Annotated in this window: 21 protein-coding genes and 1 tRNA gene; 13 read left to right on the top strand and 9 right to left on the bottom strand. The window is 27.1% G+C overall.

Annotated elements, in window-relative coordinates:
* Positions 1-162: 162 nt before the first annotated feature.
* The 4 genes from ACTTBM_RS06075 to ACTTBM_RS06060 are packed head-to-tail and all read left to right on the top strand — an operon-like array spanning position 163 to position 4,246.
* Positions 163-2,640, top strand: a complete 2,478-nt coding sequence (locus tag ACTTBM_RS06075; RefSeq protein WP_440635142.1) for a helicase-related protein — start codon at positions 163-165, stop codon at positions 2,638-2,640.
* Positions 2,641-2,644: 4 nt separating this feature from the next.
* On the top strand, positions 2,645-3,061 hold the full coding sequence (locus tag ACTTBM_RS06070; RefSeq protein WP_440635141.1) for a TerB family tellurite resistance protein: 417 nt from the start codon (positions 2,645-2,647) through the stop codon (positions 3,059-3,061).
* The gene (gene fdxA / locus ACTTBM_RS06065) at positions 3,058-3,384 is read left to right on the top strand and encodes a ferredoxin FdxA (protein WP_075484280.1); all 327 of its coding nucleotides are present in this window, start codon (positions 3,058-3,060) and stop codon (positions 3,382-3,384) included. The genes ACTTBM_RS06070 and fdxA overlap by 4 nt, the downstream gene beginning before the upstream one ends.
* Entirely contained in the window at positions 3,341-4,246 is a 906-nt protein-coding gene (locus ACTTBM_RS06060) for a CarD family transcriptional regulator (protein ID WP_440635140.1), read from the top strand. The genes fdxA and ACTTBM_RS06060 overlap by 44 nt, the downstream gene beginning before the upstream one ends.
* A 359-nt stretch (positions 4,247-4,605) precedes the next feature.
* On the opposite strand, the gene ACTTBM_RS06055 is transcribed toward ACTTBM_RS06060, so the two are convergent.
* A complete protein-coding gene (locus ACTTBM_RS06055; RefSeq protein WP_440635139.1) occupies positions 4,606-6,303 on the bottom strand; it encodes an AMP-dependent synthetase/ligase in 1,698 nt (565 codons plus the stop codon).
* Positions 6,304-6,309: 6 nt separating this feature from the next.
* Positions 6,310-6,394: transfer RNA gene (locus tag ACTTBM_RS06050), tRNA-Leu, on the bottom strand.
* A 57-nt stretch (positions 6,395-6,451) separates the two neighbouring features.
* Between ACTTBM_RS06050 and ACTTBM_RS06045 the strand changes: the two genes are divergently transcribed.
* Genes ACTTBM_RS06045 through ACTTBM_RS06035 form a run of 3 tightly spaced genes read left to right on the top strand, consistent with a single transcriptional unit; the run spans position 6,452 to position 8,049 of the window.
* Positions 6,452-7,057: a YqaA family protein gene (locus tag ACTTBM_RS06045; protein WP_440635138.1), complete on the top strand. Its 606-nt coding sequence runs from the start codon at positions 6,452-6,454 to the stop codon at positions 7,055-7,057.
* Entirely contained in the window at positions 7,050-7,532 is a 483-nt protein-coding gene (locus tag ACTTBM_RS06040) for a disulfide bond formation protein B (protein ID WP_440635137.1), read from the top strand. The genes ACTTBM_RS06045 and ACTTBM_RS06040 overlap by 8 nt, the downstream gene beginning before the upstream one ends.
* Positions 7,516-8,049, top strand: a complete 534-nt coding sequence (locus ACTTBM_RS06035) for a demethoxyubiquinone hydroxylase family protein (RefSeq protein WP_440635136.1) — start codon at positions 7,516-7,518, stop codon at positions 8,047-8,049. The genes ACTTBM_RS06040 and ACTTBM_RS06035 overlap by 17 nt, the downstream gene beginning before the upstream one ends.
* Here ACTTBM_RS06035 and ACTTBM_RS06030 read toward each other — a convergent pair.
* Positions 8,046-8,615, bottom strand: coding sequence for an HNH endonuclease (locus ACTTBM_RS06030; protein WP_262590094.1), 570 nt, complete (start codon positions 8,613-8,615; stop codon positions 8,046-8,048). The two genes, ACTTBM_RS06035 and ACTTBM_RS06030, sit on opposite strands and share 4 nt — an antisense overlap.
* A 47-nt stretch (positions 8,616-8,662) precedes the next feature.
* A complete protein-coding gene (locus ACTTBM_RS06025) occupies positions 8,663-9,313 on the bottom strand; it encodes an alpha/beta hydrolase (RefSeq protein WP_440635135.1) in 651 nt (216 codons plus the stop codon).
* A 49-nt stretch (positions 9,314-9,362) separates the two neighbouring features.
* Here ACTTBM_RS06025 and ACTTBM_RS06020 point away from each other — a divergent pair, with 49 nt between their 5' ends.
* Positions 9,363-9,566 carry a twin transmembrane helix small protein gene (locus ACTTBM_RS06020; RefSeq protein WP_262590092.1) on the top strand — a complete coding sequence of 68 codons (204 nt, stop codon included), beginning with the start codon at positions 9,363-9,365 and terminating at the stop codon, positions 9,564-9,566.
* On the opposite strand, the gene ACTTBM_RS06015 is transcribed toward ACTTBM_RS06020, so the two are convergent.
* Entirely contained in the window at positions 9,563-10,072 is a 510-nt protein-coding gene (locus ACTTBM_RS06015) for a TlpA family protein disulfide reductase (protein ID WP_440635134.1), read from the bottom strand. The two genes, ACTTBM_RS06020 and ACTTBM_RS06015, sit on opposite strands and share 4 nt — an antisense overlap.
* Before the next feature lie 24 nt (positions 10,073-10,096).
* Between ACTTBM_RS06015 and argH the strand changes: the two genes are divergently transcribed.
* The 3 genes from argH (at position 10,097) to ACTTBM_RS06000 (ending at position 13,543) form a co-directional block, all read left to right on the top strand.
* The gene (argH, locus tag ACTTBM_RS06010) at positions 10,097-11,488 is read left to right on the top strand and encodes an argininosuccinate lyase (protein WP_440635133.1); all 1,392 of its coding nucleotides are present in this window, start codon (positions 10,097-10,099) and stop codon (positions 11,486-11,488) included.
* A gap of 127 nt (positions 11,489-11,615) precedes the next feature.
* Entirely contained in the window at positions 11,616-12,830 is a 1,215-nt protein-coding gene (lysA, locus tag ACTTBM_RS06005; RefSeq protein WP_440635132.1) for a diaminopimelate decarboxylase, read from the top strand.
* An 11-nt stretch (positions 12,831-12,841) separates the two neighbouring features.
* A complete protein-coding gene (locus ACTTBM_RS06000) occupies positions 12,842-13,543 on the top strand; it encodes a lysophospholipid acyltransferase family protein (protein ID WP_440635131.1) in 702 nt (233 codons plus the stop codon).
* On the opposite strand, the gene dnaN is transcribed toward ACTTBM_RS06000, so the two are convergent.
* The 4 genes from dnaN to mutM form a co-directional block, all read right to left on the bottom strand.
* Positions 13,540-14,652, bottom strand: a complete 1,113-nt coding sequence (dnaN, locus tag ACTTBM_RS05995) for a DNA polymerase III subunit beta (RefSeq protein ID WP_440635130.1) — start codon at positions 14,650-14,652, stop codon at positions 13,540-13,542. The genes ACTTBM_RS06000 and dnaN overlap by 4 nt on opposite strands.
* Entirely contained in the window at positions 14,642-16,060 is a 1,419-nt protein-coding gene (gene dnaA, locus ACTTBM_RS05990) for a chromosomal replication initiator protein DnaA (RefSeq protein ID WP_440635129.1), read from the bottom strand. The genes dnaN and dnaA overlap by 11 nt, the downstream gene beginning before the upstream one ends.
* Positions 16,061-16,376: 316 nt before the next feature.
* On the bottom strand, positions 16,377-16,637 hold the full coding sequence (rpsT, locus tag ACTTBM_RS05985; RefSeq protein WP_262590084.1) for a 30S ribosomal protein S20: 261 nt from the start codon (positions 16,635-16,637) through the stop codon (positions 16,377-16,379).
* Between the two features lie 48 nt (positions 16,638-16,685).
* A complete protein-coding gene (gene mutM, locus ACTTBM_RS05980) occupies positions 16,686-17,549 on the bottom strand; it encodes a bifunctional DNA-formamidopyrimidine glycosylase/DNA-(apurinic or apyrimidinic site) lyase (protein ID WP_440635128.1) in 864 nt (287 codons plus the stop codon).
* A gap of 29 nt (positions 17,550-17,578) precedes the next feature.
* Between mutM and ubiE the strand changes: the two genes are divergently transcribed.
* Positions 17,579-18,283 (top strand): bifunctional demethylmenaquinone methyltransferase/2-methoxy-6-polyprenyl-1,4-benzoquinol methylase UbiE, encoded by a 705-nt coding sequence (ubiE, locus tag ACTTBM_RS05975; RefSeq protein WP_440635127.1) that lies wholly within the window; start codon positions 17,579-17,581, stop codon positions 18,281-18,283.
* Positions 18,283-19,851 (top strand): 2-polyprenylphenol 6-hydroxylase, encoded by a 1,569-nt coding sequence (gene ubiB / locus ACTTBM_RS05970; protein WP_440635126.1) that lies wholly within the window; start codon positions 18,283-18,285, stop codon positions 19,849-19,851. The genes ubiE and ubiB overlap by 1 nt, the downstream gene beginning before the upstream one ends.
* Positions 19,852-19,854 lie beyond the last annotated feature (3 nt).

Genomic DNA, 19,854 nt, shown 5'->3' with positions numbered 1-19,854 from the left:
AAATTACTATTATAGAATTAATCTCAATTATGATATTCTCATTAATATTAATATAAAAATGAGAACTTTTTACCCTCCGATTCGGTCATGTTTTAGTCTATTTTTGTTCTTTAGCACTAACAATATCTGGTAGGTAAAAAAAATTATACACCAAAGATAGAAATGCCTAAAAATAAAATTACAGCTGTTCTAGGTCCAACAAACACAGGTAAAACTCATCTTGCAATTGACACAATGCTATCTTTTGACAGCGGAATGATTGGGTTCCCATTAAGATTATTAGCAAGAGAGGTTTACGATAAAGTAATAAAAAAAATTAGTATAGACAAAGTTGCTTTAATTACTGGTGAAGAAAAAATAATTCCTACAAACGCAAAATATTATTTATGCACAGTAGAATCAATGCCTATTGAAAAACATTTAGAATTTGTGGGCATAGATGAAATTCAAATGTGTGCAGATCATGAAAGAGGTCACATATTCACAGATAGATTATTAAATTTAAGAGGTGAAAAACTTACAATGCTAATGGGTTCTAGTACTATTAAAAACATCATATCTAAATTAAATGAGGATTTAGAATTTATTAATAGAGATAGATTATCAAAACTCACCTATGCCGGACATAAAAAGATATCAAGAATAAATAGAAAAACTGCAATCATAGCTTTTTCAGCGGAGGAAGTTTATGCAATAGCAGAATTAATAAGAAGACAAAAGGGTGGGGCAGCTATAGTTATGGGTTCATTAAGTCCTAAAACGAGAAATGCTCAAGTAGAACTTTACCAATCTGGAGATGTCGATTTTTTAGTAGCCACTGACGCTATTGGAATGGGAATAAATATGGATCTAGATTATGTATATTTTTCAAATCTTAAAAAATTTGATGGAAAAAAATTAAGAAAATTAAATTTATCTGAAATAGGTCAAATAGCGGGAAGAGCTGGAAGATATTTGAATGATGGTGGTTTTGGAATAACTGGTGATTGTAAAGAAATTTCACCTGAAGAAGTGGAATTAATTGAAGGACATAAATTTGAGGAAATAAGAACTTTATTCTGGAGAAATTCTGATCTTAATTTCAATAACCCAAATTCACTGATTAAAAGTCTTGAAGAAAGACCCCAAATGGAATGGTTAAGAAAAGTTCACGAATGTGAGGATGAAAGAGCGCTAAAATATTTTATAAAAGATGAAAAAAATAATCTAGAATTTAACGAAAGAACTCTCAAATTATTATGGGAATGTTGTCAGATACCTGATTTTGTTAAAAAAACCTACGGCAATCATTATGAAGTGATCAGAAATGTTTTTAAATTTTTAAACAGTGAAAAAGGTCTAATTTCAGAAGATTACATGAGATTACAGCTCATGAAACTTGATAAATTAGAGGGAAATGTAGATTCTTTATCAAATAGAATTGCAAATGTAAGAACTTGGTCTTATGTTTCAAATAAAAATAATTGGGTAGAAAATCAAAATTATTGGATAGAAAAAACAAAACATTTAGAAGATAGACTTTCTGACAGACTTCATGAAGAACTTACCAAGACTTTTATCGACAAAAGAGCAAGTATACTTGCAAGAGGTTTAAAACAAGACATGGAATTCAAAACTGAAATATTACAGAACAATGACGTTAAAATAGATGATCAGTTTATTGGTAAAATCAAAGGTTTGAAATTAGAATTAGATTTAAAAAAAGGCTCTCTTGAAACTGATATCAAGTCATTAAAAAAAGCTGCTAGACAATCAATTGGGCCTGAGTTTGATAAAAGAATTCAATTAATTATAGATACGGGATTGATAGATTTAAAAGAGGATTTTAAAATATATTGGAATGAATTTCCAATTGCTAGACTGTTGCCAGGAAATGATTATTTAAGTCCTAATTTTACTTTAGTTGTTGATGACATTATTGAACAAAATCCAAAACAAAAACTAAATGATTTTATTCAAAAATGGCTAAACTCTAAGATAAGCGATGTCTTGAAAAGTTTAATAGATTTAAAAAACATTAAAGAAGATAAGTCTTCAATTAAGGCTTTGGCTTATCAGCTTTATGAAAATAATGGTGTTTTAAAAAGAGAACAAGTTTCTGATTATTTAAAAAATCTTGAACAAATAGATAGAAAAGTACTAAGAGAATTGGGTGTAAAATTTGGAAGATACCATGTATTCCTTTATCAGCTTATAAAACCAGATGCTGTATCTTTAAGAACCTTATTGTGGAAAAATTTTCATCAAAAATTCTATAATTTAAAACCACCAACTTTTGGATTAAATTTTTTAGAAGATAAAGATTCTCAAAATAAAAACTTTATGCTTCTCTGTGGATTTGAAAAATTTGATAATCTTTTTGTAAGAATAGATATTCTTGAAAGACTCTTTGTACAAATTATTAATGCTACTTCAAAAGAAAATAATGAAATAAAAATGATACCTGAAATGTTAAATCTTTTAGGGTGCAGCAAAGAGAACTTTAAAAAATTATTACAAAAAATGGGTTATAAAACTTATGAGAAAGAACAAGACATGTTTTTTAAATATAATCCTGTTAAAAAATTTAAAAAAATACAGAACAAAAAAGTTTCAAATGAAAATCCATTTAAAGTTCTTAAAAATCTCAAGTTAGGTTAATTTTATGTTTTTTAAAAAGACAGATAAAAAAGGAGAGAATAATTTTATAGTAAAAGTTTGTGCTTTATTAATCCATGCTGCAAAAATAGATGAAAATTATACTGACAAAGAGGAGGAAATAATTAAAAAAACACTTCTAGAGTTGGGCCTTGAAAGTGAAAAAATCACAAAAACTATACAAGATGCAAAAATTATTGAGGAAAATTCAAACCAAATTTTAGACTTCACAAGAGAAATTAAAAATTTACCTGAAAAAGATAAAATTAAAATAGTGGGAGCTCTTTGGTCAATTATTTATTCTAATGAAGATGCAGATATGTATGAAACAAATCTTATGAGAAGATTAGCGGGACTTTTATACATTGACAGTAAAACTATGGGGGATATTAAGCATAAAGTAAAAGAGGAAAGTAAAGAGTGACTTATATTGTAAACGATAATTGTATTAAATGTAAACTTACTGATTGTGTAGACGTTTGTCCGGTTGATTGTTTTTATGAAGGGAAAAATATGCTTGTAATTAAACCGGATGAGTGTATAGATTGTGGCGTTTGTGAGCCAGAGTGCCCTGTTGATGCTATAAAAGCAGATACTGAACCTGGAAGCGAAAAATGGTTAGAGATCAATAAAAAGTATTCAGAAATCTGGCCAAACATAAGTGAGAAAAAAGATCCCCCTGCGGATCACGAAAAATTTAAAAATGAGCAAAATAAGTACGAAAAGTATTTTAAAGAAAATCTTTAAAGGAAAATCAGATAAAGAAATGACAAAAAAAGTTAAAAAGAAAAAAGTAACTAAAGTCAAAAAAGTTGTAAAACCTAAAATTAAAAAAGTAAAAAAAGTAGTAGTAAAAAAAGCTAAAAAAGTATTAAAGAAAATTCCAAATAAATCCCCTAAAATAAAAAAAGTTTCAAAAACTACTGAAACGTCAGATGAACCGAAAGTAGATAATTTAAGAATATCAAAAACTAATGAGGTTAAACCTGAAATAAAAAAAGTTAAAAAACAAGAAACTGAAAAAAGAGAATTTAAAATTAAAGACTATGTTGTTTATCCAAAACATGGTGTTGGTCAGATTACAGAATTTAAAAAAATAAATATCGGTGGTATTGATGTTGAAACATACGTTATCAAATTTGAAAAAGATAAAGCTAATGGTATGGTACCCGTTAACAAACAGTCTCACCTAAGGCCTTTAGCAACAATTAATCAAGTAAACAAATGTATTTCTATATTAAAAAGTAAGCCAAAAATCAAAAGATCGATGTGGAGTAGAAGAGCACAAGAATATGAGGCAAAAATTTCATCAGGTAAAATTTATGAATTAGCTGAAGTTGTAAGAGATCTAAACAAAGGTGATGATCTTATGGTTGATCAATCTTATAGTGAAAGACAACTTTTCGAAAAAGCTTATGAAAGAATGCAATCAGAATTTCAGATAATTTTAAATTTATCACCAGAAGACACTCAAAAAAAATTAGATAAAGCATTAAAGAGAAATGTTGGCGGACAAACACAAGCTATTAGCGCTACTCCTAAAACTCCAACTGCTGATTTACCTGTCGAAGAACCTATTTCTGAAACTGACGAACCTTTAGACGAATAAAAAAAAACGCCTCTCACACAAAAAGTTATGAGAAGCGTTTTTTGTAAAGAATACTAAGTTATTATTTTCTTCTTTTCTTAGCCTTTTTAGCTTTTTTCTTAGCTTTTTTCTTAGCTTTTTTCTTAGTTTTCTTTGCCGCTTTTTTTCTTTTCTTAGGCATCTTTAGCTCCCTTTTTAGTTTAACGAATCAAATTGATTCGCTGTTAACTTATTTTTATTTTTTTATACAACTTATGTCAAATCATTAATTAAAAGTGAATTTTAAAAAAATATTTTTTATTTTTTTATTTTTTATAAAAAATTTTTTTATTAATTTAGTTAATGTTTATGCGGTAAATAAACTCTTAATTTAAAGAAATTTAATAAAGTTTTTCTATTTCACTTTTATACTTTTCAATAATTTTATATCTTTTTAACTTTAAAGTTGGTGTCATTAATCCATTTTCAATTGTAAATTGATCTTTAATTACAAAAAACTTTTTAATTTTTTCTATCTTAGATAAGTTTTTATTTATTGTTTCTATTTCTTTTGAAATGTTTTCATCTGACACATTACTTTCATTATTATTTAAAACTAAAATAGCTATTAAATATGGTTTGTTATCTCCATAAACTAATGCTTGCTCTACATATTCAATCTTCAGTAAGTCATTTTCAATTTTTACAGGAGAAATATTGTCACCACCTGGTGTAATCAAAATATCTTTTTTTCTATCAGTAATTTTTAAGTATCCATTTTCAAAATGTCCTATATCTCCAGTATATAACCAGCCATCCTTTAAAACTTTTTCAGTCTCTTCCTTTTTATTCCAATAACCTAACATAACGTTTTCACCTTTAACCAGAATTTCACCATCATCAGCAATTTTCACCTCATTACCACTAAAAGCAGGACCTACTGTATCTATCCTTATATCTTTTATTGGGTTACAACTTACAACTGGAGAAGTTTCAGTTAACCCATAACCTTGCAAAGTCGGTAAACCTATCGAATTTAAAAAAACACCCACTTCTTTATCTAGCGCACCTCCTCCAGAAATGAATGCTTTTAAAGAACCTCCAAACTGAGCTTTTATTTTTTTTCTAACTATTTTTTCACAAATTGTATTTTGCACTTTTTCAAAAAAAGTAAGTTTTTGATTTGTTAGTACTTTTTCTCCTAGATATAGCATTTTGTTTATTAGAGATTTTTTAAAACCAGTAGCTTTATTAAAAGTTGAATTAATTTTTTGATACAGATTCTGATAAAATCTTGGAACAGCTGTCATAATATCTGGACTACACTCCCCCATATTTTTAATTAACTTATCTATACTTTCTGCGTAGTAAACTTCGGCACCAATTGCTATTTGGACAAACTGAACGGTGTGTTCATAAGAATGAGATAATGGTAACCAAGTTAGGAATTTAGGTTTGTAAGATATTATCTCTTTTAAAAGTGAAATAGAACCTTCACAATTATTTAAAATCCCCCCATGACTAAGCATTACTCCCTTGGGGTTACCTTGGGTTCCTGATGTATAAATAATACAAGCTACATCTTTTCTTGAAATTTCTAATTTTAAAAAATCGATCTCTTCACAGTCGTTCCTCAAAAAAATGTCTTTAACGCATATAGTATCAGATTGACTGTCAATTTGATCAAAGGTGATAACCTTTTTTATAAATGGCTTTATAGAAATTATATTTTTAATTTTATTATATTGAACTTGATCTGAGACAATTATTACTGATGGATTACAATCATCAATTAAATATTCATAATCTCTTTCGGTATAAGTGGTATAGGCTGGCACGGTAATTCCACCTGCTAACATTATCGCTAAATCAGATATCATCCATTCAGGTCTATTTTCTGAAATTAATAAACATCTATCTTTTTTTTGAATTAAAGATTTAAGCTCGTCGCTTAATTTTAAAATATTCAAATAAGTATCTCTCCAAGAAAATTTATCGTTTGGATTTTTTAAGGATTTTAGAAAAATTTGATCTGCTTTTTCTTTTGTATACTGATTATAAAATAGTTCTAAAAGATTATTATAGTTTTTTATATTCATAAACTTTGGTGGGCGAAGAGAGAATCGAACTCTCACTTCTTGCGAAACACGATTTTGAGTCGTGCGCGTCTACCAGTTCCGCCATTCGCCCATTAAATTAAATTATAATTAAATAGTATAAGAACTAAAATTATATTAAAACCAAAAAATGTTCCAAAGTCTTTATAAAAAGTGTTTAAATTTAGCTGCTCACAAAAGTTCAAATTTGTACTTAGGAATTGTTTCCTTCACTGAAAGTTCGTTTTTTCCTATACCTCCAGATGTAATGATTGTTCCTATGGTGATTGCTAAAAAAAAAGAATATTTTAAAATATTTTTAATCGCATCTTTATTTTCAGTTTTAGGAGGAATTTTTGGATATTTACTAGGTTATTTGTTTTATGATTTAGCTATTCATGTAATTGAATTTTATGGTTATGAAAATAAAGTAGAAAATTTGAAGACAAGTTTGTCTCAAGGATCAGGTTTTTTTGCCTGGCTAAGTATTCTTTTTCTAGCAGGATTTACTCCACTTCCCTATAAAGCATTCACTATTGCTAGCGGTGTTGTTGGTTTTAGTTTACCTATATTTATTGTTGTGAGTTTAATCTCAAGAAGTCTTAGATTTTTTATTGTTGCTTATTTATCTTATAAATTTGGTGACTTATTTACTGAATTCATGGAGAAGCATGGTTCAAAATGGTTCACTATAATTGGAATTTTAATAGTTATAGTATTAGGAATTATATTTTTAATTTTTAAATTTAATGCTTAATAACAAATCATTGTTTCTTAACCTAATTTTATTTGTCAGTTTCGTTGCTTTATTGTCAGCGTTCTTTATTGAATATGTTTTGGGTCATCAACCATGCAATCTTTGTATCTTAGAGAGAATTCCATATGTAATTGCAATAGTAATTATACTCTTGAATTATAAATTTTCTCAGTTTGAAAAAATATTTTTGGTTTTATTGGTAATTGTTTTTTTAACAGCTACTATCTTATCAGTTTATCATTTTGGTATTGAACAAGGATTTATCAAGGAATCTTTAGTTTGTGACCTAAAAAATGGCTCCGAGGCAACTTCCAAAGAAGAAATTTTAAAACAATTGCAGGAACAAAAAGTGAGCTGCAAAGATGTAACATTTAAAATTTTTGGATTATCACTTACAACTTACAATATTGTAATTTCTATACTAATTACAATCAATGCATTAAAAATTTATTTAAACTATGCCAAAAGTAAGTAAAAAAAAAATTGAAGAATTTATAAGGGTAGATCATGCTGGTGAGCGTGGAGCAGTTAAAATATATGAAGGTCAATTGTTAGCTTTAAATACATTTGTCAAAGATGAAAATTTGAAAAAAATCATAGAAGATATGAAAATTCATGAAAAGGAACATAGTGAATTCTTTGAAAATGAAATTAAAAAAAGAAACATTGCTCCTACAAAACTTTTACCACTATGGGATTTGCTAGGTGTTGGTTTAGGATTTGGTTCTACTTTGTTAGGGAAAAAGGCAGCCATGCTATGCACAGCATCTGTAGAGGAAGTAATTGATGAACACTACTTAAATCAAATTAATCAATTAGATGAAGATGAAAAATTTCTCAAAAACAAAATTACAAAATTTAGAGAAGATGAGCTTAATCATAAAGATATCGCTTATGAAAAGGGTGCAACTAAAAAAGGACCTTATGGTATTTTAGATAAAATAATTAAAACTGGTTCTAAAATTGCAATTAATATTTCTGAAAAAATTTAAGTTTCTAATTCAACATCCCAATACAAATAATCCATCCAACTTTTGTGTAAAAAGTTAGGAGGAAAGTTCTTACCATTTTTATGTAAATCTTCTGTTGAAGGTCTGAATGGATATTGATTTAATTTCATTCCTGAATGTTTTAATAATTTTCCACCTTTTTTTACATTACAAGCTGAACAAGCTGTAACAACATTGTCCCAATTTGTTTCTCCACCTTTAGATCTTGGAAGCAAATGATCAAAAGTAAGTTCCTCATTACTTCCACAATATTGACAAGAGAATTTATCTCTTAAAAAAACGTTAAATCTAGTAAAACTTGGTTTCGTTTGAGGAACAATATAGTCTTTTAAAGCTATAACACTTGGTAGCTTCATATTAAATGAAGGGCTTCTGATAGTTCTATCGTAATGACTTACAATTATAACTCTATCAAGAAAAACTGATTTCACAGTGTCTTGCCATGACCATAATGATAGTGGGTAATAGCTTAGAGGTCTGTAATCAGCATTAAGAACTAATGCAGGACATTTTTCTAATGATACATCTTGTTCAATAAAGTTGTTCACATTAAAACATTAACTTAGTTTAGCATCATAATCAATATGATCAGATGTTAAATTTTTTTTAAAATATAATTTAATGCTGTACTTGATGCCTCGATAGGAATGTGATGGTCACAATTTTTTATTAATAACGTTTCAACAGGAATATTATTTCGAATTAAAAAATCTTTAGCTTCAAGTAAATGTGTTGATGGAACAATTTGGTCGACATCACCATGTATTAGTAATGTATCTGTGCTATTTTTTATTCTATCTTTCAAATTAATTTGATCTATTATTTTTCCTGAAAATCCTACGACACATAAAAATTTTTCATTTGAGGTAAGACCAACATTCAAAGACATCATGCAGCCCTGGCTGAAACCTGATAAGCAAATTTGTTGATTTGATAAGTTGTATTCAGTTTTAACTTCCTCAATAAATTTTTTAATAACATTTTCAGCTTTAATTGACTCTTCAAGAATATAAGATGGATCTTCTTTGGTTAAATCAAACCATTGATATCCTGATGGATTAATTGCACACTTTTCATGTCCATTAGGACAAATAAAAATAGTGTTTGGCAGATGTCTTTTCCAATTTAAAGTTAACATACTTATGTCTTTTCCATCTCCACCATACCCATGAAGTAAAATTATCGCATTCTTAATTTCTGTTCCTTCTTCTGGTTTGATGATGATTGAATTAAGGCAAAATGTCATAGATGATTTATTATGTTTTTTATTTTTAAAAACACACTACAATAATAATATGTTTTCTGGAATATTAGTTAAAATTTTATCTATAGCTCTTTTAATAGCTGTTGGAATAGTTTTGGTTTTGGGTATTGGAACTTTATTTAAAGGTGGAGAAACAAGTAAAAAATATTCAAATAAACTAATGCAGCTTAGAGTTCTGCTGCAATTTGTGGCTATACTTGTTTTGGTAGCTTTCGCATATTTTTTTAAAAACTAATTATATTTCTCAATCCACTTTAAAAAATCTTTGTCATTAAAGTCTATGTCACCAAGAACCCTTGCAAATTCCTCGCCTTCTTTATTTATAAATATTGATGTTGGAACTCCTCTTAGAGAAAATGTTTTAGCTAAAGTTACTTCTGGATCAAAAAAAGGTTCCAAATTTTTTAAGTCTAATTTCACAAAAAATTCTTCAACTTTATTTAGTTTTTCTTTACCAATATTAATAGGAAAAACTTTTAAATTATTAAGTGATGAATTTGCTTGCATATTGTCTAATGAAGGCATCTCTTCTTTGCACGGAGGACACCAAGTAGCCCAAAAATTTAAAACTAACAATTTTCCTTTGAAATCATTAATTTTAATTTTTTCATTTTTCTTATTTAAAAAAAATACATTTTCATACGTTTTTGGAACTTTATGAATAACAATATTTTTAATGTTTGGTAAATCACTAGCATCTGCAGTTGTAATTAAAAAAATAAATAATGCTAAAATTCTCATATTAATTAGGTATAACTAAATATCATGGCAAAAAATAAAAACAACCAAGCAATATGGAACACGCGAATACAAAAGGAAGCGTCAAACTTATTTCAAAAAGTTGGTAATTCTATTGACGTAGACAAGAGACTTTACAAAGAAGACATCCAAGGATCCATTGCACATGTTGAAATGCTTTTTAGACAAAAGATAATTTCCTTTAAAATAAAAAATAAAATTATTTATGGTCTAAATAAAATTTATAAAGAAATAACTTACAAAAAATTTGAATTTAATAAAAAATATGAAGACATTCATATGAATATAGAGAAAAGATTATTTCAAATAATTGGTGATGAAGCTGGATACATTCATACAGCTAGATCAAGAAACGATCAGGTAATAACTGATTTTAAAATTTGGATTAAAACTGCAACAAAAGATATTAATAATAATATAGATAAAGTAATCAAAAGCACAATTAAACTAGCTGAAAAAAATATAGAGACTATCATGCCAGGGTTTACTCATCTTAAAAATGCTCAAGCTATATCATTTGGCCATTATTTAATGGCTTATGTGGAAATGTTTACCAGAGATAAAAAAAGATTTTTAAACAATTTAGATAATTTAGATGAAAGTCCGTTGGGTGTAGCAGCTCTATCAGGCACTTCGTTTAATATAGATAGAAATTTTACATCTAAAAAACTTGGATTTAAAAGACCAACTAATAATTCAATAGATACAGTTTCGGATAGGGACTTTGTGGTAGATTTTCTTTACGCTATTTCAGTATGTTCAATGCATATTTCTAGAATTGCAGAGGAATTAATTATATGGAATTCAGATGGATTTAACTTAATCAACTTGTCAGATAAAGTTGTTACAGGCTCTTCAATTATGCCTCAAAAAAAGAACCCTGATCTCTTAGAATATCTAAGAGGAAAAACTGGTACTTCTTACGGAAATTTTTTTTCTATGTTAACGATACTAAAGGGCTTGCCACTTTCTTATTTTAAAGATTTACAGGATGATAAGGAATTAGTTTTTAATTCTAATGACACTCTAATAAATTGCTTAAAAATATTTGATGAAGTTTTAAAAAATTGTAGTGCAAATAAAAAGAAGATGCTTGAACTTGCAAACACAGGCCATATTACAGCAACAGATCTAGCTGATTATTTAGTTAGAGAACACAACGTGTCATTTAGAAAGGCATATCAAAAAACAGCTGCTATTGTTAACATGGCTGAAAAAAGAAAGAAAAATTTAAACGAATTAAGTTTAAATGAACTTAAAAAAATTGAACCAAAATTGACAGAAAAAGTTTTAGAAATTTTCAATTTAAAAAACTCTATAAATTCAAAAAAATCATTTGGGGGAACTTCTTTTGAAAATATTAAAAAAATGATAACTAAATATAAAAAATTAAAATGATAAAAAAAATCACATTTACGTTAATTATGTTACTACTGTTATTTTCATGTGGCAAGAAAGGTGACCCTGTATACAAAGAGGACAAAAACCAAGTTTATTTAAATCTATTCTCTAAAAATAGAGTGTAATGAAATACATAAATAAAAAATTATCTATTGATAAAGTTAACTTTTTAAAAATTGCAAAAAAATATGGTACTCCAACATATTGCTATTCTTACTCAAGGTTAAAAGAAAATATTTTAAATTTTAAAAAAAATTTTAAATCAATTTCACCATTGATATGTTTTGCGGTTAAATCAAATACCAATGTAAATTTAATAAATGAGATATCAAAATTTGGTTTTGGGGCCGATGTAGTATCTGTTGGTGAAATGATGATGGCCCTTAAAGCAGGTATTAGTCCAAAAAAAATTGTCTTTTCAGGAGTTGGTAAAACTACAAATGAAATAAGTTACGCAATAGATAAAAAAATTTTACTAATAAACGCAGAATCCAAAAGTGAAGTAGTAGAAATAAATAGAGTGGCTAGACAGAAAAATAAAATTGTAAAAATTGGTTTAAGATTAAATCCTAATACTGATGCAAAAACATTAAGCCAAATTTCAACCGGTAAAAAAGAGAATAAGTTTGGTGTAAATGAAAAAACATTTTATGAAATAATTGAATATTGCAAAAGTTCACAAAATATAGATCTTAATTGCTTAAGTGTTCATATTGGAAGCCAAATTTTAGATCATAAGCCTTATGAAAAGATGCTTAAAGTAGTCGATAATATTTTAAAGAAAACATCTCATGAATTTGAATACATCGATTTAGGTGGTGGTATGGGAATTTCTTACACAGAGAAAAATAAAAAACTTAATTATAAGAAATATAATTTAGCTATTAAAAAATTTTTAAAAAATAAGAAATGTAAAATTATATTTGAACCAGGAAGATCTATAATAGGAAATTCTGGAACATTGATTACAAAAGTAATTTATATAAAAGACAGTGAAAGTAAAAAATTCATTATATTGGATGCAGCAATGAATGATTTAATGAGACCAGCGTTATATGGTGCAATTCACAAAACTTTACCTGTTATTAAATCTGGAAAAGTTTCCAAAAAAACTTATGAATTTGTAGGACCTATATGTGAAAGCACAGACAAGTTTGTAACTATTAAAAACTTTCAGGAACTTCAAGAAAAGGATTATGTTGCAATATGTGATGTTGGTGCTTACGGAATGTCACTAAGTTCAAATTATAACTTAAGAACAAAACCATTAGAAATATTAATTAAAAACAACAAAATAAAAATAATTAGAAAAAGACAAAAGCATAAAGATTTAATTTAGCTTTTGAGACAATGATAAGAAACATTTTATTTTCAATAATTTTTTTTACTGGAATTATTTTTATTTCTATAATTTTTTTACCTTCTTTTTTTCTACCAAGAAAAATTGTTTTAATCGGTGGTAAATTAATGGGCTATTGGACTGGTATTTGCTTGAGGTTTATCCTTTCAGTAAAAATCCTTATCAAAGGTGAAGAAAATATAATCAAAGAGGATAAATTTTTTATTGCTGCATCTCATCAATCAATGTTTGAAACTTTTTATTTGCAAACTATTTTTAATTCACCTGTTTTTATTTTAAAGAAAGAGCTTCTTCAAATTCCAATATTTGGTTGGTATTTAAAAAAAATAGGATCAATTTCAATAAATAGAAATAAAACAACTAAAGATAATTTGGGGTTTTTTAATGATATTTCAAAAACAATATCACAATCAAATCGTCCATTAATTATTTTTCCTCAAGGTACCAGGGTATTGCCTGATGATAGAACTCCATTTAAAAAAGGAGCCTCAAGAATATATGAAGAATTAAAAATAAATTGTTTACCAGTAGCCATAAACTCTGGTTACGTATGGCCAAAAAAAGGTGGAAAAAATAGTAATAGAACAATTACTATATCAATATTAAAACCTATTTCAGCTGGCCTAGAAAAAAATGAATTTTTGAAAACTCTAGAAAAAAATATCTATCAAGAATTAGATTTAATAAATTAACCCTTCATTGGCATCACAACATAAATACTATCAAAATCGCCTGGATCTTTTATTAAAGCTGGTGAACCCGTATCATTAAAGAAGATTTCGACTCTATCACCATCTAATTGTGAAGCTACATCAATCAAATATCTGGAGTTAAAACTTATTTCTAAGTCATGATCAAATTTAACATTTAATGTTTCTTTTCCGTCTCCACTATTAGTATTATTTACCGAAAGATTTAGAGTATCATTTGATAAATTAAATTTTACACCATCTTTTTTATCCAGAGATACAGAGGCCACTCTATCAACTGAGTTTAAAAAAAGTTTTAAATCAATTTCTAATTTTTTTTGATTATTTTTAGGGATTACCTGAATATAATTCGGGAATTTTCCATCAATAAGTTTTGAAATTAAAATACTATTATTCAATTCAAACTTAATTTTTGACTTTAGATTTGATACTTTTACATCACCATCATAACTATCTAACAGTGAACAAAGTTGAAAAATTGTTTTTTTGGGAAGTATAATAGGGTCAAATTCAATTTTTTCATCTAGCCTGATTTTTGAAATCGACATTCTATGACTGTCCGTAGCAACAGCTGTTAAATAATTTTTATCTTCAACTTCAGTTTGGTGAAAATAAATACCACTTAAATAATGTCGAGTTTCATCATTTGAAACAGAAAACTTACATTTATTTAGAAGCTTCAGTAATTGTTTTGATTTTATAATAAATTCATTTTGATTAAAATTTTCATCAGTCAATGGGAACTCGGTAGCACTAATACAATTCAAATTAAAAATGGATTTTTCCGATTCTACTTGTAATTTACTTACATCGGTAAGACTAAGGTTAATTTTTTTTCCTGATGTTAATTTTCTGATTATGTCATACATAATTGACGAGGTTGTTGTTGTTTTTCCTTCTTCTAGAATTTCAACATTATTTAGCTGGTGTATAAAAATTAAATCAAGATCTGTAGCAGTAATTGTTAATTTAGAATTGCTAGCATCTAGTAAAATATTAGATAAAATTGGTAACGTGCTTCTCTTTTCAATTACACCCTGACAATAATTTAGTGCTTGCTGAAGGTCTTGTTGGTTGACGTTAAATTTCATTTTCTTTGTTATTGTATAATATCTGATTTTTAAGTTTATTGATATTATCTACCATTTCTGGATCTTTTTCTTTGATTTTTTCAATTGTTTTAACAGAATGGATAATTGTTGTGTGATCTCTATTCGAGAATTCTCTACCTATTTCTGGTAATGATTTTGAAGTTAAAATTTTAGTTAAGTAAATTGCTGTCTGTCGAGGTCTTACAAGATATCTTGATCTTCTTGAAGAAAGCATTTCATTTTTGCTTATCTTAAAAAACTTACACACAATAGTCTGTATTAAGTCAATTGTTACTTTATTTTCTGAGATATTTAAAAGATCTTTTAATACCACTTTAGTTTCAGGTAAATTTGGAACTTTATTATAAATTCTTGAAAAGGATACTATTCGATTAACTGCTCCAACTAATTCTCTAACGCTTCCTGAGATCTCATTACTTATAAAATCTTGTATATCTTTTGATACTTGAAGTTGATCTGAATATAAATTGTTTAATTCTTCTGTTTTTTTTTGAACTATTTTTTTTCGTAATTCTAAATCAGGTTTTTGAATGTCAACAACCAATCCACCTGAAAATCTAGATTTAATTCTCTCTTGAATACGCATTAATTTATTAGGTGCTCTATCAGCAGACACTATAATTTGTGATCCTTTATCTAACAAAGCATTGAATGTATGAAAAAATTCTTCCTGCATTGCTTCTTTGCCGCTAATAAACTGAATGTCATCTATTAATAAAATGTCAGTATTTCTAAAATATTCTTTGAACTTAACCATGTCATTTGATTTAATTGACTTTACAAACTGATACATGAAACGTTCAGCTGAAATGAACATCACTTTATTTTTTTTCTTCATCTCAAAACCAATAGAATTTAATAAGTGAGTTTTCCCCATTCCTACACCACCATAAATATAGAGTGGATTATAATGAGAGATAGTTTCTGTAACCTTTAAAGAAGCTTCATATGCAAGTTTATTGCTTGATCCGGTTATAAAGTTATCAAATCGTTTGTTTGGATCTATTCGGTTATACTGAAGGTACGAGTCTTTTATAAATGAAACATTTTCATTTTGGGTATTTTCAATATTTGTTGTGTCGTTTAAATCCTTATCAACTTTTTGATCAATAATTTTAAATTCAATTCTAATTATATCTTTTTTATACAATTTAATTATTTTCAGAATTTGGTCTAAATACCTCGAAGTAATCCAGTCTCTGATAAATCTAGTTGGAACAGATAAAAGTAAATAATTATTATGCTCCTCAAGAAATGATATTTTTTTTAACCAACTTTCATAAATTTCCAAACCTAATTTATTCTTCATTTCAGATTGAATTTGTTGCCAATCAATCTCTTCTGAAGCAAAATTATTAATATTTTTATTTGTAAAAGATTTATTCATAACTTAAGGGAAGATCTCAGTTAGAACGATTTAAAAAATTTTGCAACAAGTATTAAATTTAAAATTAAAAAAAAATTAAATCTGCAATTGTAGAATTTATTGTCACAATCATTTTTTTTTATGGACACAAATTTTTAAATTAGTTTTAAATTTTCTTAAAAATAAAATTTTTGATTGAATCAAATACAGATTGAATCAAACATTGATTGTATTGTGTAAGATCAAAGATTTACTAAATCTAAATATAGTAATTTGAAAATATGTAGATCTTATATAATGTGTGTGTGAAATTTATCTTCGAAACAACTTAAGGTTTTTAAATTGCTGCAATCTTTTTAGTTATTCTTGAAACGTTTCTTGATGCATTTTGTTTTTTAATTACACCAGTCTTTGCAATTTTCATCAACTCAGAGTTTAATTTAGGTAAGAATTTTAACGCTTCATCTTTCTTTTTGGTATCAATTAAAGCGTTCATTTTCTTTAATGCATTTCTAAATCTACTTTTTCTAGCTTTATTAACTGCTGTTTGTTTAGAAATACGTCTTATACGTTTAATAGCTGATTTTGTATTTGCCATGCGCAGGGGTATAGCTTGAGAACTGAAAACGGTCAACTAAATATTTGGCTAATTTTGGCAGGAATTACAAAAAAAAGTAGATCTATTTGATACAATTTTTTTCTGTATAGTATCGGTACATCCTATAGTTTTACATCTTAATCCTTCTTGCTGATATACTTTAAACTCTTTTTGATAGTTTCCAGAAGATCCCAACGTATCCTTAAAATCTCTAATACTTGAACCACCTTTTTTAATTGCTCTTAATAAAATTTTTTTTGAATAGTAAATAATTTTTTTACATTCTTCTCTGGTTAACAAACTTGCTTTTTTAAATGGATAAATCTTACTTAGAAATAAAATTTCACTTGCATAAATATTCCCAATTCCAGAAACAAATTTTTGATCTAATAAAAATGTTTTAATATTTTTATTCTTTCCTTTGAAGTAATTAAAAACATAATTCATATTAAAATTTAAATTGAATGGTTCTGGTCCCAAATTTTTAAATCTACTTTCTAATTTTTCACTATTTTCTACTAACTCAAAAAAACCAAATCTTCTTGGGTCATTATAAATTACTTTCAAAGAATTAAATATTAATTCAATATGATTATGTTTTTTTGGTAATATAGGAGAATGATAAAAACTAGCATTAGTAAATTTTAATTTTTTTTTACTATCAATGATGTGTATGGTTCCAGACATACCCAAATGTATCAAACAAAACTCTCCACTTTTAAAATTCAATATTAAATACTTGGAAAATCTATCTACTTTAATAATTTTTTTATTCATTAAAAAAGAACTAAAATTTTTTGGAAGTGGAAACCTAAGATTTTTATTTCTAATAATTACTTTTTTAATACTTTTTTGTTTAATTTTTTTGTCTAAAGATTGTCTAACAATTTCTACTTCTGGTAATTCTGGCATTTCTCACTATATTCAATATATATTTTTTTATGCAACAATATCTTCAAAATAAAAAAGGCCTTGTGGAAGGTGTTTTTGATCAAGTTTATAGTAAATACGACTTGATGAATGATTTCATGTCACTGGGCATTCATAGATTTTGGAAAAAAAGTCTAATCAATATAATGAAACCATCTCCAAATAGAAAGTTAATAGATGTTGCTTGTGGAACTGGAGATATCGGTAAATTATTTTTGAATAGTACAAATCAAATGTCAGAAGTCACTTGTGTAGATCCAAATAAAGGTATGATTAGTCAAGGCAAACAAAAATTATCTAATTATAAAAATATAAAATGGATCAATGCAGCTGCTGAGAAGCTTCCACTTCAAGACAACGAATTTGATTATTACACAATAAGTTTTGGTCTTAGAAATACAAAGAATTTAGATAAAGCTCTATCCGAAGCTTATAGAGTATTAAAACCAGGTGGAAGATTTTTATGTTTAGAATTTTCAAAAATTCAAAACTCTAACCTAGATTTTGTTTATAAAAACTATTCAAAAATAATTCCTCATATTGGTCAATTTATTGTTGGCGATAAAAAACCATATGAATATCTAGTAAAAAGTATTGAAGAATTTATTAATCAGGAAGAATTAATTGACTTAATGAAAAAGCATAATTTTACGAAATGTAATTATAGAAACTTTTCAGGTGGTATAGTTTCTATCCATAGTGGTTGGAAAATATAATGCTAAGAAAATTAATTACTTTATTTAAATTAGGAAGAAAAATTGCAAAATCTGATATTTTAGATATTGCCTCTAAATTTAAAAAACCGCCGGTCGCAATCACAATTTTATTTCAGCTATTAGCAATATCTTTTGAAAAAAAAGAATTGAGTAATCATGCCCAAGATGATGGTGAAAGACTTTCAAAATCATTAGAGTCGATGGGTACAACTTTTATAAAATTAGGTCAATTTTTAGCTACTAGACCTGATATTATAGGAGAAGAACTTTCTACAAAGCTGGAAAAATTACAAGATCGTGTACCACCATTTTCTATTAATCAAGCAAAAGAAATAATTAAAAATGATTTAGGCAATGATGCTTACAATTCTATTATTGATTTAAGTGAGCCAGTTGCTGCTGCATCAATAGCACAAGTTCATAAAGCTAAAATAAATGACAATGGTACAATTAAAGATGTAGCAATAAAAATTATAAGACCAGACATAAAAAAAATATTTAATGAAGAAATTGATGCGATGATGCTATTTGCATTTATCATTGAGTCATTTTTAAAAAAAACTAAAAGATTAAAACTTGTGGAAGTTGTTTTTTTGTTGAAAGAAATAACTAACCTAGAAATGGATTTAAGGTTTGAGGCAGCAGCCGCAAATGAATATGCAGAAAATACAAAAAATGATGCTGGATTTAAGGTTCCTGAAATATATTGGAACTTTACTAGTGAAAATGTAATGACATTAGATTGGATAGATGGAGTATCTATTCGTGAAACAGAAGAGCTGAAAAAAAGAAATTTAAATACTAATAAAATTGCTGAGGATATTATCCAACATTTTTTAAGACATGCAGTAAGGGATGGTTTTTTTCATGCTGATATGCACCAAGGAAATATATTTATTGATGAGAATGGTCTAATAGCTCCAATAGATTTTGGCATAATGGGTAGATTAGACAAAATGAGTAAACGTTTTTTAGCTGAAATTTTATTTGGATTTATACAAAGAGATTATAAAAAAGTTGCTGAGGTTCACTTGGTTGCAGGATTAGTCCCTAAAAATGTGCCAATAGATGATCTTGCACAAGCATTAAGGTCAATAGGAGAGCCAATATTTGGTCAAGAGGTTAAAGATATTTCAGGTGGAAAATTATTAAAACAGCTTTTTGATGTTACAGAAAAATTCAATATGCAAACTCAACCTCAATTGTTGATGTTACAAAAAACAATGGTTGTAGTTGAGGGTGTTGCAAGAAAATTAAATCCTAACACTAATATTTGGACAACCTCTAAACCAGTTCTTGAAAGTTGGTTAAGAGAAACAAAAGATCCCATAAATAATTTTAACGAAACACTTAAAAATAGTACTGAAGTAATTAAAAGATTACCTGAGTTACCTGAAATCATGGACAAAGCAAATCAAGCTCTAACATTTTTAGCTAGCGGACAAATTCCTCAAAACTCCAATTCTTATACAGCTTTAAAGGATAAAAAATCTGAAATGATAGCATTTAGAAACCAATCTATTATTGGTTTATTACTTCTTGTAATTTTTGGTCTTATAGTATTTTAATTC

It is taken from the genome of Candidatus Pelagibacter sp. HIMB1746 (assembly GCF_052047555.1).
GTDB lineage: Bacteria > Pseudomonadota > Alphaproteobacteria > Pelagibacterales > Pelagibacteraceae > Pelagibacter.
This window is presented reverse-complemented; position numbering and strand designations above follow the sequence as displayed.

Excerpts from the sequence above, each read along its gene's own strand:
- ubiB (WP_440635126.1), top strand. The coding sequence starts at position 18,283 with ATGCTAAGAAAATTAATTACTTTATTTAAATTAGGAAGAAAAATTGCA.
- ubiE (WP_440635127.1), top strand. The coding sequence starts at position 17,579 with ATGCAACAATATCTTCAAAATAAAAAAGGCCTTGTGGAAGGTGTTTTT.
- ACTTBM_RS06070 (WP_440635141.1), top strand. The coding sequence starts at position 2,645 with ATGTTTTTTAAAAAGACAGATAAAAAAGGAGAGAATAATTTTATAGTA.
- lysA (WP_440635132.1), top strand. The coding sequence starts at position 11,616 with ATGAAATACATAAATAAAAAATTATCTATTGATAAAGTTAACTTTTTA.
- ACTTBM_RS06020 (WP_262590092.1), top strand. The coding sequence starts at position 9,363 with ATGTTTTCTGGAATATTAGTTAAAATTTTATCTATAGCTCTTTTAATA.
- ACTTBM_RS06060 (WP_440635140.1), top strand. The coding sequence starts at position 3,341 with ATGAGCAAAATAAGTACGAAAAGTATTTTAAAGAAAATCTTTAAAGGA.
- mutM (WP_440635128.1), bottom strand. The coding sequence starts at position 17,549 with ATGCCAGAATTACCAGAAGTAGAAATTGTTAGACAATCTTTAGACAAA.
- rpsT (WP_262590084.1), bottom strand. The coding sequence starts at position 16,637 with ATGGCAAATACAAAATCAGCTATTAAACGTATAAGACGTATTTCTAAA.
- ACTTBM_RS06045 (WP_440635138.1), top strand. The coding sequence starts at position 6,452 with ATGTTCCAAAGTCTTTATAAAAAGTGTTTAAATTTAGCTGCTCACAAA.
- ACTTBM_RS06025 (WP_440635135.1), bottom strand. The coding sequence starts at position 9,313 with ATGACATTTTGCCTTAATTCAATCATCATCAAACCAGAAGAAGGAACA.
- argH (WP_440635133.1), top strand. The coding sequence starts at position 10,097 with ATGGCAAAAAATAAAAACAACCAAGCAATATGGAACACGCGAATACAA.
- ACTTBM_RS06000 (WP_440635131.1), top strand. The coding sequence starts at position 12,842 with ATGATAAGAAACATTTTATTTTCAATAATTTTTTTTACTGGAATTATT.
- dnaA (WP_440635129.1), bottom strand. The coding sequence starts at position 16,060 with ATGAATAAATCTTTTACAAATAAAAATATTAATAATTTTGCTTCAGAA.
- dnaN (WP_440635130.1), bottom strand. The coding sequence starts at position 14,652 with ATGAAATTTAACGTCAACCAACAAGACCTTCAGCAAGCACTAAATTAT.
- ACTTBM_RS06015 (WP_440635134.1), bottom strand. The coding sequence starts at position 10,072 with ATGAGAATTTTAGCATTATTTATTTTTTTAATTACAACTGCAGATGCT.
- ACTTBM_RS06075 (WP_440635142.1), top strand. The coding sequence starts at position 163 with ATGCCTAAAAATAAAATTACAGCTGTTCTAGGTCCAACAAACACAGGT.
- ACTTBM_RS06040 (WP_440635137.1), top strand. The coding sequence starts at position 7,050 with ATGCTTAATAACAAATCATTGTTTCTTAACCTAATTTTATTTGTCAGT.
- ACTTBM_RS06055 (WP_440635139.1), bottom strand. The coding sequence starts at position 6,303 with ATGAATATAAAAAACTATAATAATCTTTTAGAACTATTTTATAATCAG.
- ACTTBM_RS06035 (WP_440635136.1), top strand. The coding sequence starts at position 7,516 with ATGCCAAAAGTAAGTAAAAAAAAAATTGAAGAATTTATAAGGGTAGAT.